The sequence below is a fragment of the Thermocatellispora tengchongensis genome, assembly GCF_014202315.1.
Taxonomy (GTDB): domain Bacteria; phylum Actinomycetota; class Actinomycetes; order Streptosporangiales; family Streptosporangiaceae; genus Thermocatellispora; species Thermocatellispora tengchongensis.
Genome location: NZ_JACHGN010000008.1, coordinates 273,092 through 298,299, shown reverse-complemented (window position 1 = coordinate 298,299; position 25,208 = coordinate 273,092). Strand labels below are relative to the sequence as shown.

At 71.1% G+C, this 25,208-nt stretch carries 24 protein-coding genes and 1 pseudogene; 12 read left to right on the top strand and 13 right to left on the bottom strand.

The window, feature by feature from the left end; genetic code table 11:
- Positions 1–100 precede the first annotated feature (100 nt).
- Entirely contained in the window at positions 101–1,045 is a 945-nt protein-coding gene (locus HNP84_RS20690) for an MBL fold metallo-hydrolase (protein WP_185051402.1), read from the bottom strand.
- A 302-nt stretch (positions 1,046–1,347) separates the two neighbouring features.
- Positions 1,348–2,292: a CPBP family intramembrane glutamic endopeptidase gene (locus HNP84_RS56120; protein WP_185051401.1), complete on the bottom strand. Its 945-nt coding sequence runs from the start codon at positions 2,290–2,292 to the stop codon at positions 1,348–1,350.
- A 260-nt stretch (positions 2,293–2,552) separates the two neighbouring features.
- Here HNP84_RS56120 and HNP84_RS56720 point away from each other — a divergent pair.
- The 4 genes and pseudogenes from HNP84_RS56720 to HNP84_RS20670 form a co-directional block, all read left to right on the top strand.
- Positions 2,553–3,011, top strand: a pseudogene (locus HNP84_RS56720) (sensor domain-containing protein); the annotation flags it as partial.
- 55 nt (positions 3,012–3,066) lie between these two features.
- Positions 3,067–3,798, top strand: coding sequence for a sensor histidine kinase (locus HNP84_RS20680; RefSeq protein ID WP_185051400.1), 732 nt, complete (start codon positions 3,067–3,069; stop codon positions 3,796–3,798).
- On the top strand, positions 3,786–4,502 hold the full coding sequence (locus HNP84_RS20675) for a LuxR C-terminal-related transcriptional regulator (RefSeq protein WP_185051399.1): 717 nt from the start codon (positions 3,786–3,788) through the stop codon (positions 4,500–4,502). The genes HNP84_RS20680 and HNP84_RS20675 overlap by 13 nt, the downstream gene beginning before the upstream one ends.
- Before the next feature lie 67 nt (positions 4,503–4,569).
- Positions 4,570–5,487, top strand: coding sequence for an LLM class flavin-dependent oxidoreductase (locus HNP84_RS20670; RefSeq protein ID WP_185051398.1), 918 nt, complete (start codon positions 4,570–4,572; stop codon positions 5,485–5,487).
- 149 nt (positions 5,488–5,636) lie between these two features.
- On the opposite strand, the gene HNP84_RS20665 is transcribed toward HNP84_RS20670, so the two are convergent.
- Positions 5,637–6,500: a LysR family transcriptional regulator gene (locus tag HNP84_RS20665; protein WP_185051397.1), complete on the bottom strand. Its 864-nt coding sequence runs from the start codon at positions 6,498–6,500 to the stop codon at positions 5,637–5,639.
- Positions 6,501–6,647: 147 nt separating this feature from the next.
- Between HNP84_RS20665 and HNP84_RS20660 the strand changes: the two genes are divergently transcribed.
- Positions 6,648–7,445, top strand: coding sequence for an SDR family NAD(P)-dependent oxidoreductase (locus HNP84_RS20660; RefSeq protein ID WP_185051396.1), 798 nt, complete (start codon positions 6,648–6,650; stop codon positions 7,443–7,445).
- Between the two features lie 81 nt (positions 7,446–7,526).
- Positions 7,527–8,270 carry an ester cyclase gene (locus HNP84_RS51160; RefSeq protein ID WP_221336505.1) on the top strand — a complete coding sequence of 248 codons (744 nt, stop codon included), beginning with the start codon at positions 7,527–7,529 and terminating at the stop codon, positions 8,268–8,270.
- A 52-nt stretch (positions 8,271–8,322) separates the two neighbouring features.
- On the opposite strand, the gene HNP84_RS20645 is transcribed toward HNP84_RS51160, so the two are convergent.
- Positions 8,323–9,009 (bottom strand): response regulator transcription factor, encoded by a 687-nt coding sequence (locus HNP84_RS20645; RefSeq protein WP_185051395.1) that lies wholly within the window; start codon positions 9,007–9,009, stop codon positions 8,323–8,325.
- Entirely contained in the window at positions 9,006–10,169 is a 1,164-nt protein-coding gene (locus HNP84_RS20640; protein ID WP_185051394.1) for a sensor histidine kinase, read from the bottom strand. The genes HNP84_RS20645 and HNP84_RS20640 overlap by 4 nt, the downstream gene beginning before the upstream one ends.
- 111 nt (positions 10,170–10,280) lie before the next feature.
- On the opposite strand from HNP84_RS20640, the gene HNP84_RS20635 reads away from it, so the two are divergent.
- Positions 10,281–10,886: a DUF4386 domain-containing protein gene (locus tag HNP84_RS20635; protein WP_185051393.1), complete on the top strand. Its 606-nt coding sequence runs from the start codon at positions 10,281–10,283 to the stop codon at positions 10,884–10,886.
- On the opposite strand, the gene HNP84_RS20630 is transcribed toward HNP84_RS20635, so the two are convergent.
- Both HNP84_RS20630 and HNP84_RS20625 read right to left on the bottom strand, forming a co-directional pair.
- Positions 10,883–11,509 carry a TetR/AcrR family transcriptional regulator gene (locus HNP84_RS20630; protein WP_185051392.1) on the bottom strand — a complete coding sequence of 209 codons (627 nt, stop codon included), beginning with the start codon at positions 11,507–11,509 and terminating at the stop codon, positions 10,883–10,885. The two genes, HNP84_RS20635 and HNP84_RS20630, sit on opposite strands and share 4 nt — an antisense overlap.
- Positions 11,496–12,926 (bottom strand): FAD-dependent monooxygenase, encoded by a 1,431-nt coding sequence (locus tag HNP84_RS20625; protein ID WP_185051391.1) that lies wholly within the window; start codon positions 12,924–12,926, stop codon positions 11,496–11,498. The genes HNP84_RS20630 and HNP84_RS20625 overlap by 14 nt, the downstream gene beginning before the upstream one ends.
- An 892-nt stretch (positions 12,927–13,818) precedes the next feature.
- Here HNP84_RS20625 and HNP84_RS20620 point away from each other — a divergent pair.
- Entirely contained in the window at positions 13,819–14,592 is a 774-nt protein-coding gene (locus HNP84_RS20620; RefSeq protein WP_185051390.1) for a TIGR03084 family metal-binding protein, read from the top strand.
- A gap of 270 nt (positions 14,593–14,862) precedes the next feature.
- Here the strand turns inward: HNP84_RS20620 and HNP84_RS20615 are convergent, their stop codons facing one another.
- The gene (locus tag HNP84_RS20615; protein WP_185051389.1) at positions 14,863–15,435 is read right to left on the bottom strand and encodes an RICIN domain-containing protein; all 573 of its coding nucleotides are present in this window, start codon (positions 15,433–15,435) and stop codon (positions 14,863–14,865) included.
- Between the two features lie 334 nt (positions 15,436–15,769).
- Between HNP84_RS20615 and HNP84_RS20610 the strand changes: the two genes are divergently transcribed.
- Genes HNP84_RS20610 through HNP84_RS20600 form a run of 3 tightly spaced genes read left to right on the top strand, consistent with a single transcriptional unit; the run spans position 15,770 to position 17,554 of the window.
- Complete coding sequence (locus HNP84_RS20610) at positions 15,770–17,119, top strand: S8 family serine peptidase (RefSeq protein ID WP_185051388.1); 1,350 nt, start codon at positions 15,770–15,772, stop codon at positions 17,117–17,119.
- 28 nt (positions 17,120–17,147) lie between these two features.
- Positions 17,148–17,408 carry a hypothetical protein gene (locus HNP84_RS20605; protein ID WP_185051387.1) on the top strand — a complete coding sequence of 87 codons (261 nt, stop codon included), beginning with the start codon at positions 17,148–17,150 and terminating at the stop codon, positions 17,406–17,408.
- A gap of 5 nt (positions 17,409–17,413) precedes the next feature.
- A complete protein-coding gene (locus HNP84_RS20600) occupies positions 17,414–17,554 on the top strand; it encodes a hypothetical protein (RefSeq protein ID WP_185051386.1) in 141 nt (46 codons plus the stop codon).
- Positions 17,555–17,600: 46 nt separating this feature from the next.
- Here the strand turns inward: HNP84_RS20600 and arfA are convergent, their stop codons facing one another.
- Entirely contained in the window at positions 17,601–19,094 is a 1,494-nt protein-coding gene (arfA, locus tag HNP84_RS20595) for an arabinosylfuranosidase ArfA (protein ID WP_185051385.1), read from the bottom strand.
- Between the two features lie 247 nt (positions 19,095–19,341).
- Between arfA and HNP84_RS20590 the strand changes: the two genes are divergently transcribed.
- The gene (locus tag HNP84_RS20590) at positions 19,342–20,370 is read left to right on the top strand and encodes a LacI family DNA-binding transcriptional regulator (protein WP_185051384.1); all 1,029 of its coding nucleotides are present in this window, start codon (positions 19,342–19,344) and stop codon (positions 20,368–20,370) included.
- A 21-nt stretch (positions 20,371–20,391) separates the two neighbouring features.
- Here the strand turns inward: HNP84_RS20590 and HNP84_RS20585 are convergent, their stop codons facing one another.
- From HNP84_RS20585 to HNP84_RS20570, 4 genes are read right to left on the bottom strand one after another with little or no spacing between them, the layout of a single operon-like run.
- Positions 20,392–21,864: an alpha-N-arabinofuranosidase gene (locus tag HNP84_RS20585; RefSeq protein ID WP_246518402.1), complete on the bottom strand. Its 1,473-nt coding sequence runs from the start codon at positions 21,862–21,864 to the stop codon at positions 20,392–20,394.
- 13 nt (positions 21,865–21,877) lie between these two features.
- Positions 21,878–22,711, bottom strand: a complete 834-nt coding sequence (locus HNP84_RS20580; protein WP_221336504.1) for a carbohydrate ABC transporter permease — start codon at positions 22,709–22,711, stop codon at positions 21,878–21,880.
- Complete coding sequence (locus HNP84_RS20575; RefSeq protein ID WP_221336503.1) at positions 22,708–23,634, bottom strand: carbohydrate ABC transporter permease; 927 nt, start codon at positions 23,632–23,634, stop codon at positions 22,708–22,710. Before HNP84_RS20575 ends, HNP84_RS20580 begins: the two co-directional genes overlap by 4 nt.
- A gap of 6 nt (positions 23,635–23,640) precedes the next feature.
- Complete coding sequence (locus HNP84_RS20570) at positions 23,641–25,020, bottom strand: ABC transporter substrate-binding protein (RefSeq protein WP_185051383.1); 1,380 nt, start codon at positions 25,018–25,020, stop codon at positions 23,641–23,643.
- Positions 25,021–25,208: the final 188 nt, after the last annotated feature.

Genomic DNA, 25,208 nt, shown 5'->3' with positions numbered 1-25,208 from the left:
GGTCGCGCCGGGACAGGGGTGTCCGGGACGGGTGAGCGGGCCGTCCATCGGTTCACAGGAACCCGCTGAGCGTGCCGCTGGGCTGAGGCAGTGCAGGTGATCATGCGGACTCCACGGGACGGTACGGCGCGGGCACCCACCGGGCCTCACCGTCGCGGAAACCGATCCGTCCGATGCCGGGGAAGGGAAGATGCGCGCCGCCGACCATCCACGCCCGCGTCCGGATCTCCTCCAAGACGCGCTTGCGGGCGGCGCGGGCACCCGGCCGATCACTGTCGATGGCCGTCGCGACATGCGGGGCGCGCATCTGAACCGTGTGGTTGTGCATGGTGTCCCCCCACAACAGCAGGTGTTCCCCTTCAGCGTCCAGCAAGTAGCCGCTGTGGCCCGGGGTGTGCCCGTGGAGATCGACCGCGGTCATCCCCTCTACCGGCTGCTCACCGAAGGCGAAGGTCGACAGGCGGCCGCCGGCGCGATAGGGCGCCAGCGCCTGGGCGGCCCACCGGTGGATCTGCGCTTGCACGCCCTCAGCGCTCGCAGCGACGGCGTCGTCCAGCCAGTGTCGCGCCTCAAGTGCCGCCACGTGCACGGTCGCCGAGGGGAAGGCCGCGTCCCCGTCCGCCGTCACCAGGCCGAAGGCATGATCGGGGTGCAGGTGCGTGATGAGGACGTCATCGACCTGTTCCGGCACGAGCCCGGCGGCGCGGAGGTTGTCCAGCAGATGGCCGGTGCCTGGCCCCAGGGAGGTGCCGGCGCCGGCATCGACCAGCACGGTGCGTCCGCCGGACCGGAAGAGGAAGGTGTTCACGGCCGTCATAAGGTCGCCCTCGGGAGGGAGGAACCCGTCCGCCAGCAGCACGGTGATCCGCTCCGGCGACTCGCCGTGCATGTCGGCGGCGAAGATGGGCAGCGCTCCGTCGTAGACGGTGGTCACCGTGATGGCGCCGACGCTGGTGCGTGCGAATCCCGGCGCCTGAGCCGAGGTTGTCGCGGTCGTACTCATGGTCTCAGTATTCGAGGGCTCGGCCGTCGCGTGCCTGCCCATGGCGTGGATAGGCACGCGACGGCGGCATGGCGCGGATAGGGCGTGAATGCGCTGGATGTGCTGGGCGAAGTGTGGCGGTGGCGTGGCCGCCCGGTGTGAGCTTGATCGATCCGCTGACCCGCAGGTCGCATGAACCGCACCTCGTCGAGTGTGACGTCCTGGCCGAAGGTGACCTGGCCGCCGCGCAGCCCCGGCGCGTGCCGCACTCTCGTACAGACGGTGCTGTTGGGATTGCGGCGGGGCGGTGGCGTCCGACGCGGTGGCGAAGGTGGCCGCGAGCACCCGCTGCTGGGCGGTGCGGGTTACCGGAGCGGCCGGAAGCGGCCGGTCACGATGAGCACGATGACGAGGACGGCCTTCAGGATCCAGCTCACCCAGCCGCCGAGCGACTCGACCGCGAACTCGTCATAGGGCCGGTCCGCGTCGGCCAGCCAGGCGGCGAGCACGGGGACGGGAAAGCCGGAGATCGCGGCGTGTCCCAGCACCGCGGGCCAGATCGTCCGGGTACGCAGTCGCAGCCAGCACAGCAGCGCGCCGATGAGCGTGCAGTCGATGACGTAGGCGGGCAGCCAGACGGCGGGGTCGCGGCCGGCGACGAACGCCGCCGGCAGGTGCCAGATGCCCCAGACGAACCCGCTGATGGCGACCATCGGCACGATGCCGAGCGGCTGCAGCCGTGGTTCCAGGTAGCCGCGCCAGCCCCACTCCTCACCGAACATCAGCGGCAGGCCGGGAAGGAACATCAGCAGCGCGGTGGCCAGCGCCGGTCCGGCCACCGGGGCGTCGGGACCGAGCTGCAGGGCCGTACGCATCCCTGACAGTCCGGTCAGGTCGAAGTGGTAGCGGCCCAGCATCGATCCGAGCACCAGTGTCAACACGCCCAGGGCCGGGAACATCACCAGCGCCAGCAGGCAGTGGCCGATGAGCCGGCCACGCGGGCCCAGCGGCGCCAGGCCGGTCGAGAGCGGGATGCTGACCGGCCGGCGGACCCACCGGACCACCGTGAGCACGGCGATGGACGGGGCCAGCATGGAGCCGGCCGCCACCGCGAGCGCGACGGGTCCGGCGTCCGTGCCCGCCAGGCCGGTTCCGGGGGCGATCCAGCCGAACACGATCGGAGCCCACAGCACCCAGGAGGCGCCGAAGGCGATGGCCAGGTAGACCATGATCTCCCGCCACGGCACTTCGGCCGGGACGGCGGGGTCCGCCGGCGCCATCGGACCGGCGACCGGGACGGCGGGGTCCACCGGCGCCATCGGACCGACGGCGGGGGCCGCCTGTGCCTTCGAATCTTCGGCTGGCACGGGCGCGGAGTGCGTCTCTGGTTGGCGCATCGGACAAGTGCCCTTCTCTACGGGTCAGGTGTCGCCGGGAAAGTTACGGCGGCCGGCGGAGAGGGGACACCGCGCAGGCGCCCGTCGCAAAGGTGCAGTTGGCCGCACTGCGCAGGCGTACGGTCGCGGGGCAGACTGGCGCCTGGAGCTGCCGGCGATCGTGAGGGACATCGATGGTGGGATGGTTATGGCGACGAGGGGCGCCAAGGTGGCGGGAACTGGGGTACCTGCTTTGGGCGCTCCCATCGGTCGTGCTGAGCTTCCTGCTGCTGTGGGCGGTGGTGCTGGCCGGGATGAGCACGGTGGTGGCCGGTTTGGGGCTGCTGGTTCTGCCGTGGACCCTGCTGGTGTTGCGGCGATGGGCAGATGTGCATCGGCGGTTGGCCGGGGGCATCCTGGCCGTACCGGTCCCCGCCCGTTACCGGCCGTTGCGCGGCGGCGTCGGGGCTCGGTTGCGGCAGGTGCTCAGCGACCCGATGACCTGGCGCGAGCTGGCGTGGACCGTCACTCACATCGTCATCGGCCTGCCGATGGCGGCCCTGGCCGTGACCGTGGTGGCCGGCCCGGCGGTCACGGTCTGGTCGATGTTCTTCTGGTGGGCTTCCGACCGTCCGCTGCACCTGCTGATCGGGGTCCCGCTGACCAGCTGGGGCAGCGATCGGGCTGGGATCGCTCAACCTGGTGCTGATGCTGGTGCTGGCGTTGGTGGGGGTCCGGCCGCTGGCCCGGGGCCACGCGCGCCTGACGCGGGCTCTGCTGGGCTCCTCGGCCGTCGAGCAGCTTGCCGAGCGGGTCGAGGTGCTCGCCCAGACCCGGGCCGGCGCTCTCGACGCCCACGGTGCCGAGCTCGCCCGGATCGAACGGGACCTGCATGACGGCACCCAGGCGCGGTTGGTGGCCATCGCCGTGCGCCTGGGCATCGTCAAACAGGAACTGGCCGGCGACCAGGGCAGCGTCGCCCGGCTCATCCGGGAGGCCCACGACGGCGCCGAGGCGGCCATGCGGGAGCTGCGGGCAATCATCCGCACCATGTATCCGCCGGTTTTGACCGATTTGGGGTTGGCCGGCGCGATACACGCGCTGGCCGCGCAGTCGCCCGTGCCCACCCGGATCGAACTGGGCGAGCTGGGCACGCCGCCGGCCGCCGTGGAGGCCGCCGCCTATTTCGCCATCTCCGAGGCGCTGGCCAATGTCGCCAGGCACAGCCAGGCGGGCGCCGCCACGGTCTCGGTCTGGCAGAGCGACGGCTGGTTGCGCGCGATCATCACCGATGACGGGTGCGGAGGAGCCGACCGGTCCCGTGGCAGCGGCCTGACCGGCATCCAGCAGCGGGTGGCGGCGCTGGACGGGACAGTCCACATCGACAGCCCACCGGGTGGGCCGACCTCGATCACCGTGGAGCTGCCATGCGGGTCGTGATCGCCGAGGACAACGTGCTACTGGCCGAGGGGTTGCAACTGCTCTTGACCCGGGCCGGTCTGGAGGTGGCGGCCACGGTGGCCGACGAGGACGGGTTCCTCCACGCGGTGGATCGGCACCGTCCCGACGTCACGATCGTGGACGTGCGGCTGCCGCCGTCGTTCCGCCACGAGGGCATCCGCGCCGCCCTCGCCGCCCGGCAGACCCGTCCTGACCTGCCGGTTCTGGTGCTGTCGCAGTATGTGGAGATGTTGTACGCGAGCAAGCTGCTGTCGGATGGCCAGGGCGGGGTGGGCTACCTGCTGAAGGACCGCATCAGCCGGGTGGAGGAGTTCCTGGACGCACTGCACCGCGTGGCCGCCGGCGGTACCGTCATGGACCCAGAGGTGGTCGCCCAGTTGCTCACCCACCGCCGTGACGACCCGATCGACACGCTCAGCCCCCGGGAGCGGGAGGTGCTGGCGTTGATGGCCGAGGGCTGCGACAACGCCGCCATCGCCAAGCGGCTGTTCATCGTGGAGAGCTCGGTGCACAAGCACGTCGGCAGCATCTTCGCCAAGCTCGGCCTGTCCGCGACGGACACCGGTACGCACCGGCGGGTACTTGCCGTGCTGGCCTACCTGAACAATCAGCGGCTCCTTCCGGCGGCGCCATCGCGCCGGACGCCTCCGCGCACGGCTCCAAGCGGGTATTCCACCGGCTAGGCAGAGCTCCGCCTGCCCGAGTCACACCTCTTGACATGAACCTTAGTTGAGGTATCAGGGTGGGAGCATGTCCGAACTCAAGATCGGCACTGGACTGCCCATGGCCATGGACGAGCTCGAAGACCCCCGGCGCATGCCGGTCCCCACGGCCGCGCGCCTCATCGAAGAGCTGGGGTTCGAGTCCCTCTGGGTCCCAGACCTGATCATCGGGGACGGGACGCCCGCCTTGGAGGCCGCCCTCACGCTGGCCGCCGCCGCGGCAAGCACCGAGCGCGTCCGCCTGGGGTTCAGCGTCCTCACCCTCCCGCTGCGCTCCCCCGCCTGGGTGGCCACCCAGATCGCGACACTTCACGTGCTGTCGGAGGGTCGGCTGCTTCTCGGAGTCGGCTCCGGCGGGTTCCCCGACTCACCGTTCTGGCACGCGGTCGGGGTGCCGGGCAGGGAGCGAGGCGCCAGAACCGACGCCACCCTGCGGATGCTGCCCCATCTGCTGTCCGGAAAGCCGACCGAGATCGTCCCCGGCTCGCCACCGCTGACGCTCGCCCCGGCGGCGCCGATGCCGCCCGTCCTGGTCGGCGGCAACTCCCCGGTCGCGATGCGGCGGGCGGTGGAGTACGGCGGATGGTTCCCCTCCCTCATCTCCCCCGACGACCTACGCCCGGCCGTCGCGAGGCTGCGCGAGCTGGCCGAGGAGCGCGCCGTGCCCGCGCCGAGCGTCACCGTGGGCGCGCACCTCATCGTGGGAGACGACGAGTCGGCCCGCGCTGTCAGGGACTCCTTCGTACGCGACCTCATCCGAACACACAAGATGCCGCCGGAGACGGCGGCGAAGGTCCCCATGGTGGCATCATCTCCGGCGGAGCTCGCCGAGATCTTCGCCGCCTACGAGGCCGCGGGCGCCGACCGCATCGTCACCGGGCCGGACAACGGCGACTACAGGAGCGGGCTTGAGATGATAATGGAGGCCCGCAGCTTGCTGGGGTGAGGAAATCTCGGCTCAGGACTGGCTTGGCGGCTCATCGCACAGTTCTTGCCGGCACTCCGATGAGCCGCCCGTATGGCCCGGGCGCGTTGACCGGCAGGCCCCCGCAGGCACGCGCACGCCAAGGGCCCTGACCGGCCGAGCGCGGCCCCCTACGAACGTGCCGCCTCAAGGACGATCTCGACGTACTCGCGGATGAGCGGGCTGCGCCGGGAGGCGTCCCAGGCGAGGCAGACGCGGCTGGGCGCGATGTCGTGGACGGGCACGTGGGTGATGTCAGGGCGGGTGTAGAAGGCCGCGACGGACTTCGGGAGTACCACGACACCGTTGCCGGCGGCGATGTGTTCGAGCTTTTCCTCCACGGTCCGCAGCGGCGGGGCCGCCTGCCCCGGTTCCTGCGGTTCGAGGGCGACATCGCGCCATTCGGGCACGTCGTCGGGATCCTGGAGCAGGTGCTCGGCGGCGAGGTCGGCGACCGTGACCGCCTCCTTGCCGGCGAGCCGGTGGTCGGCCGGGAGCATGACCACGCGCGGCTCACTGAGCAGCGGCTCGACGGCCAGGCCATGCCGGTCGGCGGGCAGCCGCAGATAACCGACGTCCACCCGGCCCTCCCGGATGGCGTCGCTCTGGTCGAGCCAGTCGGTCCGCGACATCTCCACCGACAGGTCCGGGTGGCGGCGGGAGAGCTCGCGGACGGCGGGTGTGATGATCAGGCCGGGCGCGAACCCGATGGTGAAGGTGCGCCGACCGGCGGCCACGTCACGGACCCGGCGGCGTGCCGCGTCCGCGGCCTGCAGCAGGGGACGCGCGTCCTCCAGCAGTGCCTCGCCGGCCGGCGTGAGCCGCGTGCCCCGGTTGTCGCGGTCGAACAGCCGCGCCTTCAGTTCGTGCTCCAGCGCGCGGATCTGGCGCGACAGTACGGGCTGCGCGATGTGCAGTGCCTCGGCGGCGCGGCTGAAGTTCCGGTGCTCGGCGACGGCGACGAAATAGCGCACCTTCCTCAGGTCCAACTCCACGGCCGGCCCCCACTTCCTCCTGCGGTGATGCCCTAAGGGTATGGCAGGCGGAACGAAGGGTCTTGGACGAGCCGTCCCGTCCGCCCGCATCGTGGCAACGGGCGGGGAACCGATCGTCCCGGCCGGATCGACGAACCAAGGAGTTCCATGGCACGTATCCTCATAACCGGGTCGGCCGACGGGCTCGGCCTGATGACCGCGCGGCTGCTCATCGAGCAGCGACACGAGGTCGTCCTGCACGCCAGGAACCGGGAGCGGGCGGCCGATGCCCGCGCCGCCGCCCCCGGCGCCGCCGGCGCGCTCACCGGCGACCTGTCCAGCATCGAGCAGGTGCGGTCGGTGGCGCGGCAGGCGAACGACCACGGCCGCTTCGACGCGGTGATCCACAACGCGGGGGTCGGCTACCGCGAGCCCCGCAAGGTGCGGACCGCCGACGGGCTCAGCCATGTGTTCGCGATCAACGTGCTGGCCCCGTACCTGCTGACGGCGCTGATCGCCCCGCCGCGGCGGCTGGTGTATCTGAGCTCCGGCATGCACCTGAGCGGCAACCCGGACCTGTCCGACCTGCAATGGGAGCGACGGCCCTGGAACCCGGCCCAGGCGTATGCGGACTCCAAGCTGTTGGACGTCGTCCTGGCGTTCGCGGTGGCCCGGCGCTGGCCGCGGGTGCTGTCCAACGCGGTGGGACCGGGCTGGGTCCCGACGAAGATGGGCGGGCCCGGTGCGCCCGACGACCTCGCCCAAGGTCACCTGACCCAGGCATGGCTGGCCGTGGACGACGAGCCCGCCGCGATGGTGAGCGGCGCGTTCTTCTACCACAAGGCCCGGATCGACACCCATCCCGCCGCCACCCGCACCGACCTTCAGGAGGACCTGCTCGCGGAGTGCGCCCGGCTGACCGGGACACCGCTGCCGCCGGCGGACCTGCCCGCTTTCCAACGCTGACCATTTCCAACGCTGACCATTCCAACGCTGACCATTCCAACGCCGGCCATTTCCAACGCCGGCCAGAAGGGAGTTCCACACATGTCCGCTGCCGGTTCCCACCGCGCGTACAGCATCACAGAGGTCGAGATCCTGGACGAGGAGGGAGCACGGCGCTATGCCGAACTGGCCGATGCCGCCGTCGCCCAGTACGGCGGCCGCTTCCTCGTCCTCGCGGCCGAGCCCACGGTCGCCGAGGGCGAGGCGCCGCCCCGGCAGCGCCTTGTCGTCATCGAGTTCCCCGGCATGAAGCACCTGGAGGCCTGGTACGACTCGCCGGAGTACGCGCCGGCACGTGCCGTGGCCAGTACGGCTCTACGGCGTCGGCTGCGCTTCGTGGAGGGCGTGGACCTGATGGAGGAGCGGAGCGACACAGCCGCCGAGACGACGGTGCGGCGTTTCTACGAGGCGATGAGCACCGGTGACACGAGTCGGATCGGCGAGGTGCTGACGCCCGACTGGGAGGACATCCCGCTGCCGCCGGGAACCGACCGCGGGCCCGCCGGGTACGAGCAGACCGTCGCCTACCTGCGCGGCGTGTTCCCGGACCTGGACGTCACCATCGAAGACGTCGTCGTCTCCGGCGACCGGGTGGCGGTGCGTTCGGTCGCCCGCGGCACCCACAGTGGCGACATCCTGGGCGTTCCCGCGACAGGCCGGGAAGTCGAGTTCCGTGCGTTCGACTTCCACCGGCTCGAAGAAGGCCGGATCGCCCAGTCCTGGCACCTGGAGGACTTCTACGGGCTCCTCGGCCAGTTCGGAGCCACGTACACCACGCGGCCGTGACACGTTCCCGCGCGGCCCGGATGCCGGCGGCCTGCCACAGTGCCGGCCGTCATCAGCCGGTCAGTTCGGCGTCGTGGGCGAGCAGCGCGATCTGGGTCCGGTTGTTGAGGTCCAGCTTGGTCAGCATGTTGGACACGTGCGCTTTCACGGTCGCCACGCTCAGGAACAGCTCCTCGCCGATCTCGGCGTTGGACTTGCCCTGACCGAGCGCGACCGCCACCGCCTGTTCCCGTTCGGTGAGCCTGCTCAGCAGGCTGCGGGCGTACTGCCGGCGCCCGCCGGCACCAGTGTCGCCGACGTGGGTGATGACCTGGCGCAGCACCGCCGGTGAGAGGAACGGCTCGCCGGCCGCCACCCGGGTGACCGCGCGCAGGATCTCGGCCGGTGGCGTGTCCTTGAGCAGGAAGCCGCTGGCCCCGGCGCGGAGGGCGCGCAGCACGTACTCATCGGCGTGGAACGCGGTCAGCAGGATGATCTCGGGTGCGGCCGGGTGGCGGCGGAGCAGTTCGGCCGCGCTCAGCCCATCGAGTCCGGGCATCCGGATGTCCATCAGCACCACGTGCGGCGCGTGGGTCTCGACCGCCGCCGGCACCTGCGAGCCGTCGGCCGCCTCGCCGACCACCTGTAGCGCCGGCGGATCGTCGAGGATGATCCGGAGTCCGGCCCGGACCAGCGGGTCGTCGTCGACCAGCAGGACCCGCACGCCAGCGGTCTTGTCCAAGGCGTCACCACCGGTCATGACGGCCACGGCAGCCAGGCGCGCAGCCGGAACCCGCCGGCGGTACGGCCGTGTTCGAGGTGCCCGCCGGCGATGGCCGCCCGTTCGGCGAGTCCGATCAGGCCGGTGCCACCGCCCGGGATGGCGGGCGGGACGCCATCGGCCGCTACCGGATTGCGCAGTTCGACGGTCAGGCCCTCACCGGCCGCGCCACGCACGGTCACGGTGACCGGCTGCCCGGGTGCGTGTTTGCGCGCGTTGGTGAGCCCTTCCTGCACGATTCGGTACGCCCCGCGCCCGATCGTGGCCGGCAGTGCGGCCGGGTCGGCGACACCGCAGTCAAGCGTCACCTGGCAGCCGGCGCGGCGGGACTCCTCGACCAGCGTGCGCAGGTCGCCCAGGCCCGGCTGCGGGCGTTCCGGGAGCCGGTCGGGCCGGTCCGCCCGCAGGACGCCGATCACCTCCCGCAGGTCCTCCAGCACCTGGTGCCCGCATTCCCGGATCACGGCGGCCGCGCCGGCGATGGTCTCCGGTGACGCGTTCGGCCGCAGCTCCAGCGCCCCGGCGTGCAGGCTGAGCAGCGATATGCGGTGCGCCAGCACGTCGTGCATCTCCCGGGCGATCCTGGTGCGCTCCAGGTGGCGGGCCTGCGCGATGCGAAGCTCCTGCTCGGCCTCCGCGCGGTGGGCCCGCTCGCGGAGCGAGGCCAGGAGCTGGTGGCGGGCCCGTACGTACATGCCCCATGCCGGAACGGCGGTCACGCAGATGATCCCGAGCACCACATCGGCGTCGTGGGCCGCCGCCAGATCCGGCCTGACCACGGCGGTGAGCGGCGAGAGCAGCGCGTAGCCGGCCACCACAGGGGCGACGACGGCGAAACGCCGGTGGGCGGCCACCGTGAACAGCGCGATGAACGACACGAGGGAGGCGCTCAGGGCGTACACGCTGAAAACGCTCACGATCACGGCGAAACCGACGGGCCGGCGTCGGCGCAGCAGGATGCCGGCGCAACTGAGCACGCCGAGGACGGCGTCGATGGCGAGAGGTACCGGGGCGAGGTGCCGCTCGATCCCGTCGAACACGGCAGCGGCGGTGAACGCGGCGCCGAGCAACACCAGCACGAGGTCGACCAGCCAGGCGGGCACCAGGCCGCGCTGGAGGGGAAGGACCTCGGCAGTCATGCCGAAAATGATAGGGAGGCCCGGTCCGCACCGGTATCCGACCAAAGTCGGTGCGATGGTGTCGACTTCGGACCGAAGCGTCCCCCCGGATACAACCGCCACGCTCTGCCCATGGAAACCAATCATCGAGCCGCGCGGTTCATCGGCGCACTGTTCCTGCTGGCCTTGCTCAGCAACGGGATCGGGAGCGAGCTGGCCGAATCCTCGACGGACCGTACCGTCATCCTGGTCGGGGAACTGTTGGAGTTGGTCTGCGGCGCGGCGGTCATCGGCGTCGGGGTGGCGACCTACGCCGTGTTCCGCGACCTCAGTCCCGGCCTGTCCGCAGGCTACCTCGGCGTCCGGATCACCGAGGCGGCCGTCAACGCGATGATCGTGGTGAGCACGCTGACGGCGCTCAACCTGGGCGACGCCCACCGTGAACTGCTGCTGGAACAGCGCTACCAGGCCCAACTGGTGTACATCTACGTGTTCACCGCCGGCGCGGTCGTCTGGTACGCCCTCCTGCACCGGCTACGGCTGGTCCCCCGGTTCATCACGATCTGGGGCCTGGCCGGCGTCGCGATCCTGCTCGCGGGATCGCTGTTCGATCTGTTCGGCGGCGACCTGGACATGCTCGTCTACGGTCTGCCGCTGGGGCTCAACGAGTTCTTCCTCGGCGGCTGGCTGATCGCACGCGGGTTCCGCACACCGGTCACGGCCGATGCGCGCGTCTAGCCGGTCGTCGTACGGGCTTGTGTTCGGGTGGCGCGGGCGTCGTGGCGGCGGGCACCCGATTGGTGGTGGGCCAGGAGAGCCCGTACGGCGGTGCGGATCGGCTCGCTCGGAGACTCGGGCACGCCGGTGGTGAGAGCGGTGAAGAGGATGCCCAGCACGCTCATCTCCAGGAGCATGGCGTCGTCCTGACTTATGTCGATTCCGGCGGCGCGGCACTGGCGGATGATGAGATCGCTTCGGCCGTGCAGGGCCTCGGTCAGCGTGTGCCGCAGACGGGGGTTTCTGGTGCTCTCCAGGTGCAGCTCGAACAGGGCCAGCGGATCGTGCTGGTCGTCGGTCAGCATCGTGGTCAGGACGGCGACCAGCGCTTCCTCCAGATCGGCGGGCGAGATCGACCGGATGGTGTAGGCGTCCACGCGTTCGCGGAGCCGGTGGGTGATCCGCTCGATGACCCCGTTGAGCAGCGCGTCGCGGGTGCGGAAGTAGCGCGAGGTGGTGCCGGCCGGTACGGCGGCGGCGGCATCGACGGCTCTGTGGGTCAGCCCGCGTGACCCCTGCTCGGCCAGCACCGTGATGGCCGCGTCCGCCAGGTGGTCGCGGCGTTGTGGGTTAGGCGGTGGCACGATTTCCTTCCCTGTCGGTGTGGTCGGCCGGGCCACACCATTTCACCAGAGCCGCTTCGATACCGGTGTGGTCCCCGGCCCAGGCCACGTAGCCGTCCGGGCGGATCAGTGTCGCCTCGGGCCTGGTGCTGCCAAGGGGCCTGGCGTGCCGAACGCGATTACGCCAGGGGGTCGGCACGCCCTTGCCGGAGAGCAGGACGAAGGTGCCTGCGCGCAGTACCTCGTACAGACGGCCCGCGTCCGTCGGGGCGTCGGCGGCGCGGCGCCCGGCCGGCGGGTGGGCGTCCGGCCCGACGGGCGGGTAGGCGAACTCCAGCCCGGGCAGCCTGCCGAGGATACGGCGGCGGCCGGGAGCGGTGTGGAGCAGGGTCGCCATGATGCGCCGGTTGATCTCCAGGCGCACCCGTGAACCGCTGAGCACCAGCCTGGTGAGGTGGTCGGTCATGGCCAGGACGGCGGAGCCGACAGGGTGCCGCTCGGCGTGGTAGGTGTCGAGCAGCCAGGGCGGCGCCCAGCCCTGCACAGTCGCGACGAGTTTCCAGCCCAGGTTGATGGCGTCCTGGATGCCGGTGTTCATGCCCTGGCCGCCGATGGGCGAGTTCACATGGGCGGCGTCCCCGGCCAGGAAGACCCGCCCCGATCGGTAACTGCGGGCCTGGCGGCGTTCGGCGGTGAAGCGGGAGAACCAGCGCGGCTCGCTCATGTCATAGTCGGTCCCGGCGATCTGGCGGAAGGCCTCGCGGATCTGGGCGAAGTCCGCGTTCTGCTGCTCTTCGCGCAGCCATGCGCCGACCCGGAACCAGCCGTCGCCGAACGGGAGGGTCACCACCACGCCCTGCGTGCCGACCTGGGTGATGGGCGGCGGCTCGGAGGTGGGAATGCGGACATCGGCCAGCAGCATGGGCAGGCTGTAGGCCGCGCCGGCGAAGCCCACGTCGACCAGGTCGCGGACGGTGCTGTGGGCGCCGTCGGCACCGATGACATACCTGGCCTCCAGCTCGCCTCCGTCCTCAAGCCTCAGCCGTACGGACTCGGCGTCCTGGGTCAGGCCGACCACATCGGCGTTGCGGCGGATCTGTACTCCGAGGTCGGCGGCGCGCTGCTGAAGGAGCTTCTCGGTGCCGTTCTGGGGCACGAGCAGCAGCATCGGGTACCGCGTGTCGAGCCGCCCGAAATCGACCCGTGAGGCGTAGGCGGGATGCACCATCCTGAGCGGGTTGCCCCGCGCGACCAGTTCATCGCCCATGCCTCGGGCGTCGAGGAGCTCCAGGGCCCGGGCGTGCAGACCGAAAGCCCGCGTGACGTTGGACTCGCCGCCGCGCTTGTCCACGATCGTGCATGGAACGCCCGCCAGCGCCAGCTCGCAGGCGGCCATCAGCCCGGTGGGACCGGCTCCCACGATGACCACGTCGTACATGTCACTCTCCCATTCGCTACATCTGTATCGCTACATTTATAGCGCATGGAGGGCCGGCGACGCCCGCCGCATTCGTCAAGAGCCCTCCCGTCGCTTTCCGCGCGGTGCGCTGATGCGCGGTGTCGCGCGACGGCATGGGGGGCGCTCCTGGGGCCACCGGCCGCCGGGCGCGTGCTCGCGCCGGACCGCCTCCAGGTCGGCATGGGCCTGAGGGCGTGGCGCGCTCCGCGGCAGCCGCGGCGCGCTCCACGGTGGCGGCGGCGGTGGCGGGCGGCGGTGGCCGTGACGGTGGCGGTGGTGGCCGTGGCGGTGGTGGCGGTGGCCGTGACGGTGGTGGCCGTGGCGGTGGTGGCGGTGGCCAGTTGGGCGGGCAGGGTGGCGGCCTACTCGCGGGCGAGCCTCGGCTCTTCCCGGACCTGCTCTCGCTCGCCGCGGGTGCGCCCTGGGCGATCCGCAGCGCGGTCGCCGACGGCTGCGGGGATGAGACCTGGGCTGCCCAGGGCTGGTGCAGCCGGCCCGATGGCGCCCTCCCCTAGGTCCAGACAGCGCCCATGCGTTCTCGGCATGCTCCCGGAACCCCGTGTGGACAAGGATCGCCCATGGGTGGACGTGCCAGGCGGGCCGTCGTCCTGCGCGCGCGATGCCTGCATGTACATGAGACGGCGCCGAGACGATCGGGGTGGCGGTCATCGGCTGGCTGACCTGGCGCTTGGCGTCCGGCTGCCCACGGTTCCCGGCCTGTCAGGGACGGTGTCGGCGACACGTGAACCAGAACGAGTTCGGCTTGCCGAAATCAACCTCGGTAGCCTGACCACCTAGATCATCTTCGCCCGTCCGAACGCGGGACAAGCCCGTTGCCGTCGATGCCCGTCAATGCGTGGGGGTGACACCGATGTTGAACTACGGCCTTGACATGTCCGGTGTAGAGCTCGACCGTGCTCTGCCCGACCTGGTGGCCGAGGGGGATGAGCTTGACGCGCTGGTGTCAGCGGAGACCGACTGGTCGAAGCCTACGCCGGCGGTGGGATGGACGATCGCCCACCAGATCGCTCATCTTGCCGCAGCCGATGCGAACGTTCTCATCGCCATACGGACCCCGGAGGCGTTCGACGCCGTGCTGAAGCAGGCGGAAGCCGCAGGCAGCCAATACGCCGATCTCGACGCCGCCGCGGGAGCGGCCAAACCGCGATCGGTACTGCTGGAACAATGGCGCGCCGGCCGAACCGAGGTGGCGGCGGAGCTACGTGACCTTCCGCCGGACCATGGGTTTCCGTGGTACGGCTCGCAGTTGAGCGCAGCGCTCATGGTGCCGCTTCGGCTGATGGAAACGTGGGCTCACGGGCAGGACGTATTCGACACGCTGGGTGTCTCCCGTCGTCCGACGAGCCGGCTCCGGCATGTGGCCGCGTTGGGAGTGGTGGGGCGAGAGCTGTCGTTCTATGCCGCCCAATTGCCTCCTCCGGCAGAGCCGTTCCGGGTCGAGCTGACCGGTCCCGACGGCCAGACCTGGGCATGGGGCCCAGAAGACGCCGAGCAACGGGTCCAGGGCAGTGCTCTCGACTTCTGCCTTCGAGTCACCCAACGCAGGTCCCGCGCCCAGACCGACCTCACGGCAGTCGGCGAGGACGCGCAGAAGTGGCTTGAGATCGCTCGCGTTTTCCTCTGATCGCTGCTTGCCTCATCCAGGGCCTCCACGGCTGCGCCACACCTACGCCTGTCCGGCGGCGCCGGAACCGTCGGCCGGGCCTCCGCTCGGGCGCATCGCTCCGGTCGATGACCGGCCTGGCGGTGTCGGTGCACGCCCCCGCCGGGCCGCCCACACCCGCTCACGCAATGGTGCCGCCGAGCCCCGGGCGCGGTCTCGCAGCGTGGTGACGCGCGGGAGAGAGCGGCCCCACCCCCTGGAGGGGGCGAGGAGGTGGGACCGCCGAACGGGTCACTGGGGCCGGAGCACCCAGTGGGTGAGGTCGGTGCCGGGGTTGGTCATGAAGACCCACTGGTCCACGTTCAGCGGGGTCCAGGGCTGGAATGCGTCCTCCGAGGCCCGGTTGATGATCTGCACCCGCTGAGGGCTGGAGATGGACCGCTCCACACGCCAGTACTGGTAGGAGTCGGCGGTGTCGCACGTCTCCTGAATGACGAGAGTGCGGTTTCCGACCGCGAACGGGGCGGGCCGGATGCACTTCTTGGTGGTCGAGTTGCGAATCTGATAGTACGCCCACCCGTCGAGGTCACGCCGTTCACGGAAGTTCCAGCCGTTGCCCAGATCTGAGACCACCGCGTATATGGGGATGTCATTCGAATTGGAACCCCATCCCTCCGGCACCAGGTGCCCGCCGGTGACGACATTGTCGATTTTGTACGTCGGCCTTTCGTCTACGACGCCCAAAACGATGGCGCTGGAGGCGGGGGTCGCGGCCGAGGCGGGAGCGGCCGCGCCGGCGACGGCGATCGCGGCGGCGGCCGTGACGGCGAGGGCGAACCCGCGCTGCTGGGGGCTGTGTGGCATCGTTCCCTCTCGGGGGAAGGGGGCGCGTGGCCCGTGCGGACAGACGGAGGCCGCCGGGCCCTGCCACCCCGGAGGCAGTTACCGAACGTGCCAGAGATGATTACGTTCTGTAAATGGCCGCGCGGGTGACGCGCCAGTGACATTGACCTTTCCCGGCGCGCGGTCGCTCCGCATGCATCCCTTTTGTCGTCGCACCGGAATGGAAAAGGCCGGCGACACTGCGCCCCCATACGAGCATAAAAGGGTTACGCCATCCTTTGGCCGGGTGGACGCCGCCGATCGCGTGCGGGAATCTGGAGGAGCTGAATTCCTCCTATTGACGATGGTGAGAATCATGCGGGTTCTGATCCAGCTCCGCCCCGCCCCCGACGTCGTCGCCGCGGTGATCGAGCCCGGCGTCAGGGCCACGGCCGCCGACGTCGCGGGCCGCCTGCCCGGTGTCGTGCTGGACCAGGCGTTCGCCCCCGTCGCGGTGCCGCGTCCGGTGCCGGCCTCGGCGTACGGCGACCCTCTGTCGCTGAACCAGCGGGTGGAGTTCTCCTACGCCCCCCAGGACGCCGCCGTGCTGGTGCGCGGCGAGATCGCCGACGACGAGCTGTCCACCAGGTCGGTGCTGCTGCCTTCGGCGCGGCGGGATGTCGCCGGGGTGTTCGCCGACCCGGTCATCCACAGCACCCCGACCTGCGGCGGCGACGGCCCCGTGGGGCATTGGCAGGACGTCGCCAGGCTGCTGGGCGCCCCCGAGATGACGGTGGAGGGACACGACGGCAGCGGTGTCACGCTGGCGATCGTGGACAGCGGGATCAACGCCGCCCACGTCCAGGCCCACCTGGGCCGCGAGGTGATCATCGACACCGAGCGGAGCTGGAGCCCGCCGGGCGTCGGCGGCACTCCGGGCGAGTACCCCGTCGCGCACGGCACCATGTGCGCCTTCGACGCGCTGATCGCCGCGCCGCGCGCGACCCTGCTCGACATCCCCGTCCTGCTGTCGCCGCACAACGTCGCCGGGCTGCTGTCCGACGCGGTGGCCGCCTACGCCCACCTGCGCACGGTGCTGGAGGCCATGCCCGCCGGCTCCCGGTCCCTGGTGATCAGCAACAGCTGGGGGCTGTTCTCCCCCGGCCAGGACTTCCCTCCCGGGCATCCCGGTAACTACTCCGACAATCTCGCCCACCCGTTCAACCTGATCGTCGCCAGCCTGGACCAGGCGGGCGCCGACATCGTCTTCTCCGCGGGCAACTGCGGCCGTGAGTGCCCCGACCGCAGGTGCGGCTTCCCCGATCGCCCCATCACCGGCGCCAACTCCCACCCGCGGGTCCTGTCGGTCGGCGGCGTCGACACCGGCCTGGAACGCGTCGGCTACTCCTCCCAGGGCCCCGGCCGGCTCTCGGACCGCAAGCCCGACATCTGCGCCTACACCCACTTCGCCGGCTCCGAGGCGAACGGGCCCGGCACCCCCGACACCGGCACCTCCGCCGCGTGCCCCGTGGCCGCCGGCGCGGTCGCCGCGATCCGCACCCGCCACCCCGCCACCGAGATCTCGCCCGCCCAGCTCCGCACCCTGCTGCACCGTACCGCCGAGGACCGCAGCACCCTGGGCTTCGACCACGACTACGGCTACGGCGTCATCAACCCGCCCGCCGTCCTGGAGAGCCTGGGCAGGCACACCCGGCACGCGGCCTGACGGGGCGCGCCGGGTAACGTGAGAAGCCATGGTCCTGCTCACGGTACGGCTCCCGCCGGGCGCGACTCTCGCCGACGCGCTGGCGAGGCTGGAGCTGGCCGAGGAGGACGTCGATACGGCGTTCGGCCTGGTCCCCATCGACCCCGGCACCGGCCTGTACGCCGTGCGCGTCGCCGAGGAGGCGAGCCACCGCGCGGCCAACACCGCCGGCGGCCCCTTCTCCGACCCCCCGATCGCCCCCCATGGCTCTCAGGACCCCCACGACCGCCACGCTCCTCCGTCCGGCTGAGCCCTGTGCGGCGCCCGTGCGCCGTCCTGGTGTTCGTGGAGGACCGCGTCGCGTGCTGGACGCGGCGGGTGGCCTCGGCCATGCCGCGCCGGCCCTCTGTCGGCGACCTCGGCGCGGCCGGGGCCACCATCTGCCCGGCCGCCTGACCGGGCCCGGCGGCGCGGCACGGCCGGCAGGGGGCGTGCGGCGGGGTCAGGCCAGTCTGATCATGTTCCAGGAGACCGGCGGGAGCAGCACGGTCAGGGGGTCGTGCTGGACGTCGGGGTTGGGGCGGGGGGTGATGCGGTCGGGGTCGTCGGCGGTGTTGCGGGCGTAGACGTCGGGGTCGGTCAGGGTGGTGGCCTCGACCACGCGTACGCCGCCGAGGGCGCGGGCGTCGATCTCCAGCGCGAGCGGGCGGTCGGTGGCGCGGTTGATGGCGAAGACCGTGGTGCCCTGCCGCTCGTCGTGGGTGGCCACGGCGTGCAGCAGCGGCACCTCGCCGTACTCGGCGGTGTCGTACGACGGTGAGACCGGCTCCACGCGGAGCACCTGGCCGGCGGCGTGGCGGGCGGCCTGGGAGAAGGGGTGGAAGGTGGTCTGCTTCCAGGCCCGGCCGCCCGGCTCGGTCATGATGGGCGCGATCACGTTGACCAGTTGGGCCAGGCAGGCGGCGGTGACCCGGTCGCTGTTGCGCAGCAGCGTGATGAGCAGGCCGCCGACGGCCACGGCGTCGGCCAGGTGGTAGTGGTCCTCCAGCAGCGGCGGGGCCACCGGCCAGTCGGCGGGCGGCTCGGCGGCCTGGAAGCGCGACAGGTACCAGACGTTCCACTCGTCGAAGGACAGGTTGATCTTCTTGCGGGAGCGCAGCCTGGCCCCCACGTGGTCGGCGGTGGCCACGACCGAGGCGATGAAGCGTTCCATGTCGGTGGCGCAGGCCAGGAAGCCGCCCAGGTCGCCGTCCTTCTCCTCGTAGTAGGCGTGGCAGGAGATGAAGTCGACCAGGTCGTAGGTCTCCTCCAGCACGGTGGCCTCCCACGCGCCGAAGGTCGGCATGGAGGAGCTGGAACTGCCGCAGGCCACCAGCTCCAGCCCGGGATCGGCCATGCGCATGGCGCGGGCGGTCTCGGCGGCCAGCCTGCCGTACTCGCGGGCCGATTTGTGGCCGATCTGCCAGGGGCCGTCCATCTCGTTGCCCAGGCACCACATCCGGATGCCGTACGGCTCCTTGGCGCCGTTGGCGACGCGCAGGTCGGACAGGGTGGTGCCGGAGTGGTGGTTGCAGTATTCGAGCAGGTCCAGCGCCTCCTGCACGCCGCGGGTGCCGAGGTTGACGGCCATCATCGGTTCCAGGCCGGCCTTGCCGCACCAGGCCATGAACTCCTCGACGCCGACCTCGTTGGTCTCGGTGCTGTGCCAGGCGAGGTCCAGCCGCCGGGGCCGACGCTCGCGCGGGCCGACGCCGTCCTCCCATCGGTAGCCGGACACGAAGTTGCCGCCCGGGTAGCGGACGGTGGTGACCCCCAGTTCCCGGGTCAGCTCCAGCACGTCGCGGCGGAAGCCGTCCTCGTCGGCGCTGGGGTGGCCGGGCTCGTAGATGCCGGTGTAGACGCAGCGGCCGAGGTGTTCGACGAAGGTGCCGAAGGTGCGCCGCCGCACCGGGGCGACGGTGAAGGCGGGATCGATCGTGAGGCGTGCGTTGTGCACCGTGGGACTCCAGGGGTCGGCGGGGGATCCAAAGAAATGTTAACGTTATCAACCAGCACGTCAAGTGCTTCGCGTGCGGTTCGGAACGGACCGGCCGGAGCGCGTGGCGCCCGGCTTGGCAGACCCGGCCAGGACGGCCTCCCGTACGCGGCGCCGCCGGGCGGGCCTGCCCTGATGGCGGGGCGGGCCGGGGCCTGGATGATCGCTGATATCGTTATCACGCAACCGGTCTGGAGGAGTTGGGTCGATGACAGGAGGGCGGCGGGGCGCACGGCCCGCGGTGATCGGTGACGTCGCGCGGCTGGCGGGTGTGTCGAACCAGACGGTGTCGCGGGTGCTCAACGAGCGCCCGAACGTGCGCCCCGAGACGCGCGAGCGGGTCCTGGACGCGATCCGCAGGCTCGACTACCGCCCCAACCTGATGGCACGCGGCCTGGTGCGCCGGCAGGCCCACGCGATCGGCGTGATCAGCTTCGACTCGGTGCTGTTCGGGCCCGCCTCCACCCTGCTGGGGATCGGCCGGGCGGCCCGCGGCGCCGGGTATGGCGTCACCATCGCCACGCCCGAGAGCTTCGATCGGGGCAGCATCGTCGAGGCCGTGGCCGATCTGACGAGCCACACGGTCGCCGGCGTGATCACGGTCTTCGCCGCCCGCGCCGCGGCCACCAGCGCCCTGCTCAGCCTTCCGGCGGGCCTGCCCGCCGTCGCGGTGGAGGCGGCTCCCGACGACTCGGTCCCGGCCGTGCGCATCGACCAGGCCGAGGGCGTGCGGATGGCCGTGGAGCACCTGCTGCGCCTGGGCCACTCGACGGTGTGGCACGTGTCCGGGCCGCGCGATCGCATGGACGCCCAGGCCCGCATCGAGGCGTGGCGCACCACTTTGGAGGAGGCCGGGCGCGTCGTCCCCCGCGTGGTGCCCGGCGACTGGAGCGCCGAGTCGGGCTACCAGGCCGGGCTGGAACTGGCCGAACGCCCTGGTGTGACGGCGGTCTTCGCCGCCAACGACCACATGGCGCTCGGCCTGCTGCGTGCCTTCCACGAGCGCGGCATCCGGGTGCCCGGCGACGTCAGCGTGGTGGGGTTCGACGACATCCCCGAGGCCGGATACCTGATCCCGCCGCTGACCACGGTCAGGCCGGACCACGAGGAGGTGGGCCGCCGCGCCGTCGAGGTGCTGCTGCGCCTGATCGACGGCGGTGACGGCGGCCCCGTCGAGGCGCCGCACGTGGTCCCGGCGCTGGTACGGCGGGCCAGCACCGCCCCGGCGCCGGGCTGAGTCCACTACTCGCCATGTTTCTCAGTCCTTTCGCTGGGCGTGCAGCGCTGTCCATGACTCGGCGGGCAGGTGCAGGACGGTGACCCCGTCGTCGGCGGCCACGTGCCGGGTGAAGGGCTTCGGGACGGGCGTGCCGGACGCGGTCAGCGTCCACGCGTCGTGGATCTTCAGCGTTCCGGGGCCCGCGTGGCGCAGCCGTATCTCCGCAGGCTCCGCGCTCCGGTTGGTGACGAACAGGGCCACCTCCCCGGTGTCCTCGTCGTGGGTCGCGGCGGCGGCGACGGCGGGCACGTCGCCGTGCCGTACGGTGGCGACCTCCGGGCCGGCGACCACCGTGTGGAGGCTGTGGCCGCGGGCCATCCGGGCGGCCAGCGCGAACGGGTAGAAGATCGTCTGCTTGCGTGCCGGGCCGCCCGCCTCGGTGAGGATCGGCGCGCTCACGTTGACCAGCAGCGACAGGCAGCCGATGCGGACGCGGTCGGCGTGGTTGAGCAGCGCGACCAGCAGGTCGCCGGTCACCACCGCGTCCAGCGGGGTGTACTCGTGCTCGGTGAGCGGCAGGGCCACGTCCGGCTCGCGGGCGGTCAGGTCCACGTAGGGGTCGCGGGTCCACACGTTCCACTCGTCGCAGGACAGGTTGATCCGCTTGCCACGGCCCAGCCGCGCGCCCACGGCGTCGGCGGTGGCGATCACGTCGCCGATGAACGCGTCCAGCGCCGCGCCGGAGCCGAGGTATCCGGCGCGCTCCCCGTCGTTGAGGTAGTAGGCGTGCAGGGACAGGTAGTCGGCCACGTCGTAGGTCTGCTCCAGGACCTCGGCCTCCCAGTAGCCGAAGGTCGGCATGTGCCGGTGGCTGCTGCCGCAGACCACCAGCTCGATGCCGGGATCGACGAGCTTCATGGCCTTGCCCGCCTCGCGCGCCAGCACGCCGTACTCGCGGGCGCCGGTGTGGCCGATCTGCCAGGGGCCGTCCATCTCGTTGCCCAGGCACCACAGCGGCACCCGGTACGGCTCGGCGGTCCCGTTGGCGCGGCGCAGGTCCGACCAGCGGGTGCCGCCGGGCGCGTTGCAGTACTCGACCAGGTCGGCGGCCTCCTGGATGCCGCGGGTGCCCAGGTTCACCGCCATCATCGGGGTCAGGCCGCCGCGCGCGGCCCAGCCGAGGAACTCGTCGGTGCCGACCTCGTTCGGCTCGATCCCGCGCCAGGCCAGGTCGAACGTGCGGGGCCGGGACTCCCGCGGGCCGACGCCGTCCTCCCAGCGGTAGCCGGAGACGAAGTTGCCGCCCGGGTAGCGGACCAGCGTGACGCCCAGTTCGCGGACCAGGTCGGCCACGTCGGCGCGGAAGCCGTGCTCGTCGGCCGCCGGATGGCCGGGCTCGTAGATGCCGGTGTACACGCACCGGCCCATGTGCTCCACGAACGACCCGAACAGGCGGCGGTCCACGGGACCGCGATGGAAGTAGGTGCTGAGCGTGATGTCAGCGGTGAGCAACGACGACTCCTGTCTATTTGCCGCTGCCTGCCAGCAGGCCCTTGATGAAGTGGCGCTGCACCAGCAGGAAGACGATGACGGTGGGAACGGTGGCGATGGTGCAGGCGGCCATGAGCTGGCCCCACAGGTCGAAGCCGCTGGCGGTCTGGGCGCCGGTCACGTTGGTGGCGAGGTTGGCCAGCAGCACCGAGACGGTCTGCCTGCTCTCGTCGTTGACCGCCACGATCGGCCAGACCAGGTCGTTGTAGACGTTGAAGAAGGTGAGCACGGCCAGCGCCGCCAGGCCGGGACGGATCACGGGCACCACGACCGACCAGAACGTCCGCAGCACCGAGGCGCCGTCGATGGCGGCGGCGTCCAGCAGCTCGTCCGGCACCTGACTGATCACCTGGCGCATGTAGAACACGCTGAAGGCGTCCACCGCGCCGGGCAGGATCAGCGCCTGGTAGGTGTTGACCCAGCCGAGCTGCTTCATCTCCAGCAGCAGCGGGATGACCAGGGCCAGGGTGGGCAGCATCAGCGTCAGCAGCACCACCCCGAACAGGGCCTCCTTGAACCGGAAGTGGTACTTCGCGAAGCCGTACCCGGCCAGCGGGCAGAACACCATCGTCAGCGCGCTCTTGGCGGCCACGACCACGGCGGTGTTGCCCAGCGCCTGGCCGATCGGGACCTGTTCGAGCATGGCGCGGAAGTTGTCCAGCGTGAACGGCCCGGCGCCCAGCGGGTCGTTCAGGATGCTCGCCCCCGGCTTGAACGCCGAGACGACCATCCACCAGATGGGGTACAGGAACGCCACGACGGCCGCCGCGAGGAGCAGGTAGCCGCCGCCGCGGCGCAGCGCGGTCACTTCGACTCCCGGAACAGCCGCACCGCGGCCAGCGACAGCGCCAGCACCATGGCCACCAGCAGGAAGGTGTTGGCCGCGCCGGTGCCCAGGTCGGAGGCGCCGATGTGCTGGAACAGGTACAGCCCGCTGGTCGTGCTGCTGTTGTACGGCCCGCCGTCGGTCAGCACGTACGGCTCCAGGAACATCTGGGAGATGCCCAGTGTGGAGATGACCACGAAGAACGCGATGGCGTGGCGCATCAGCGGCACGGTGATCCTCCAGAAGGTGGTGAGGGGACCTGCCCCGTCCAGCGCCGCCGCCTCGTAGACCTCCTGCGGGATGCCCTGGATGGCGGCCAGCATGACGATGAGCGCGAACCCGCTGGTCTTCCACAGCACCAGCAGCGCGATCGTCACCTTGGACCACTCCGTCGAGGTCAGCCACTCGACGTGCGGCAGGCCGGCCAGGCCGAGCAGGTGGTTGACCACCCCGTAGTCCCGGTCGAAGATCAGGATGAACGCCTGGGCCATGGCCGCCAGCGGCGTCACGTACGGGATGATCACCGCGGTGCGGAGCAGGCGCGTGAACCGGAGCCTGGCCCGCGACAGGGCGCCCGCCGCCGCGATGGCGCCGATCGTCTGCAGCGGCACGATCAGCAGCCAGATGAGCGCGGTGTTGCCCAGCGCGGCCCAGAAGTCCGGGTTCGTCAGCAGGTAGCGATAGTTGTCCAGGCCGGCCCAGCGGTAGGTCGCACCGCCGTGCCAGTCCAGGAAGCTGAGCTGGAAGGCGTAGTACAGCGGGTAGGCGGCGAAGGCCGCGAAGAACACGAAGAACGGGGTCACCAGCAGCAGCCCCCGCCAGCCCGTACGCGGGCCGCGGGCGGCGCGCGCGGGGCGGGTGGCGGGCGCACGACGGGCGGCCACCCGGTTCGCCAGTAGCGACACGGCCGATCAGTTCCTGTCGATCAGGTTCTTCTGGATGTCGGCCGTGGACTTGGCGATCACCTCGTCCACCGACATCCTGCCGTCCATCAGGCGCTGGATGTTGGCGCCCAGGTACTTGGCGGCCTGGCCGTACCAGGAGGGGGCCGTGTAGCCGGCCGGGATGTCCAGCGCGGCCTTCGTGCTGATCGCCCAGTTGTCCACGCCGCCGAGCTGGGGCAGCCGGTCCACCAGCGGCTTGGCCGGGTCCAGCGCGGACTTGACCGACGGCACCACGGTGTTGAGGCCGGTCGGGTAGACGCTGTTCTTGGAGAACACCGTGCGGTACCCCTGGGGGTCGTAGACGGCGAACTCGTAGAAGAGCCAGGCCAGCTCCGGGTTCTTGGCCTTGGCGGGGATGACGAAGGAGCTGCCGCCCATGAGCCCGGAGCGGGCGCCGCCGGGCGTCCAGGCGGGCAGGCCGGTCACCCGCCACTTGCCCGTCGTCTTCTTCAGGCCCGACTGCGGGATGAAGATGAACCAGATCGCCCACGGCACCAGCGAGATGATGCCGTCGTCGAGCATGGTGATCTGGGCGGTGCTCGCGAACTTCTGCCGTGCGCCCAGCCCTTCGTCCACGATCGTCTTGATCCAGGTGAGCGCGCGGCGCGAGGCCGCGCCGTCCAGGGTCAGCCTGCCGGAGGGGTCCACCAGACCGTGTCCCTGCTGCTGGTTCAGGAACATCGTGTACCACATCATGCCGAGGGTGTTGTCCTGCTCCAGCGGGATGGGCCTGGCCTTGGGGTTGCCGGCCTTGATGGCGCGGGCGGCCTCCAGCAGCGCGTCATAGTCGGTGAGCGAGGCCGGGTCCACTCCGGCCCCGGTCAGGATCTCGTCGTTGTAGTAGAGCAGGCCCGGGTCGGTGTCCCAGGGGATACCGACCAGCCGGCCGTCGTGGGTGAGGACGTCCAGCTTGAACTGGACGGTGTCGTCGCGGTACCTGCCCATCAGGGCGGTCAGGTCGTAGAGGTGGTCGGCGTGCTGGCCGATCTGGTCGTCCTCCCAGAAGGAGCCGTCGGGCAGGCCGGTGCCGCTGACCAGGGCGGGCGGCAGCTTGGTGGCGATGTCCACGCCCTTGAGGTTCACCTTCACGCCGGGGTACTTGGCGTTGAAGGCCGGGACCACCGTGCGGAAGACCTTCAGCAGGTCGTCGTCGCGCATCCACAGCGTGATCTCGCCACGGGCCTGCCCGGCGGACGGGGCCGCGGAGGTACCGAGCGCGGCGGGTGCCTCCGACTCCGTGGGCACCCCGCAGGCGCCCAGCGCCCCGGCCGCGGCCAGTCCTCCCAGTCCGAGCAGCAGATCGCGCCGGGTGGGGTTGTTAGCGTTAACAAGTCGTGGGCGGACCATGTCGTCTCCTCGGGGTCCGAAGGCGCCGGCAACGGGTGGCTGACTGTCCCGGAATTGTTAACGATGCCATTCCATGCCGTCAAGGCTTGATTTCCCCTTATGCACTGGATGACTACCGGACTGTTATCGTTGCCATCCTTTGCCGGAGGCCGCGGGCGGGACCGCATGCGCGGGTGCACCGGGGGGGC

Excerpts from the sequence above, each read along its gene's own strand:
- HNP84_RS20690 (WP_185051402.1), bottom strand. The coding sequence starts at position 1,045 with ATGGGCAGGCACGCGACGGCCGAGCCCTCGAATACTGAGACCATGAGT.
- HNP84_RS20680 (WP_185051400.1), top strand. The coding sequence starts at position 3,067 with ATGCTGGTGCTGGCGTTGGTGGGGGTCCGGCCGCTGGCCCGGGGCCAC.
- HNP84_RS20675 (WP_185051399.1), top strand. The coding sequence starts at position 3,786 with ATGCGGGTCGTGATCGCCGAGGACAACGTGCTACTGGCCGAGGGGTTG.
- HNP84_RS20670 (WP_185051398.1), top strand. The coding sequence starts at position 4,570 with ATGTCCGAACTCAAGATCGGCACTGGACTGCCCATGGCCATGGACGAG.
- HNP84_RS20660 (WP_185051396.1), top strand. The coding sequence starts at position 6,648 with ATGGCACGTATCCTCATAACCGGGTCGGCCGACGGGCTCGGCCTGATG.
- HNP84_RS51160 (WP_221336505.1), top strand. The coding sequence starts at position 7,527 with ATGTCCGCTGCCGGTTCCCACCGCGCGTACAGCATCACAGAGGTCGAG.
- HNP84_RS20645 (WP_185051395.1), bottom strand. The coding sequence starts at position 9,009 with ATGACCGGTGGTGACGCCTTGGACAAGACCGCTGGCGTGCGGGTCCTG.
- HNP84_RS20640 (WP_185051394.1), bottom strand. The coding sequence starts at position 10,169 with ATGACTGCCGAGGTCCTTCCCCTCCAGCGCGGCCTGGTGCCCGCCTGG.
- HNP84_RS20635 (WP_185051393.1), top strand. The coding sequence starts at position 10,281 with ATGGAAACCAATCATCGAGCCGCGCGGTTCATCGGCGCACTGTTCCTG.
- HNP84_RS20625 (WP_185051391.1), bottom strand. The coding sequence starts at position 12,926 with ATGTACGACGTGGTCATCGTGGGAGCCGGTCCCACCGGGCTGATGGCC.
- HNP84_RS20620 (WP_185051390.1), top strand. The coding sequence starts at position 13,819 with ATGTTGAACTACGGCCTTGACATGTCCGGTGTAGAGCTCGACCGTGCT.
- HNP84_RS20615 (WP_185051389.1), bottom strand. The coding sequence starts at position 15,435 with ATGCCACACAGCCCCCAGCAGCGCGGGTTCGCCCTCGCCGTCACGGCC.
- HNP84_RS20610 (WP_185051388.1), top strand. The coding sequence starts at position 15,770 with ATGCGGGTTCTGATCCAGCTCCGCCCCGCCCCCGACGTCGTCGCCGCG.
- HNP84_RS20605 (WP_185051387.1), top strand. The coding sequence starts at position 17,148 with ATGGTCCTGCTCACGGTACGGCTCCCGCCGGGCGCGACTCTCGCCGAC.
- HNP84_RS20590 (WP_185051384.1), top strand. The coding sequence starts at position 19,342 with ATGACAGGAGGGCGGCGGGGCGCACGGCCCGCGGTGATCGGTGACGTC.
- HNP84_RS20570 (WP_185051383.1), bottom strand. The coding sequence starts at position 25,020 with ATGGTCCGCCCACGACTTGTTAACGCTAACAACCCCACCCGGCGCGAT.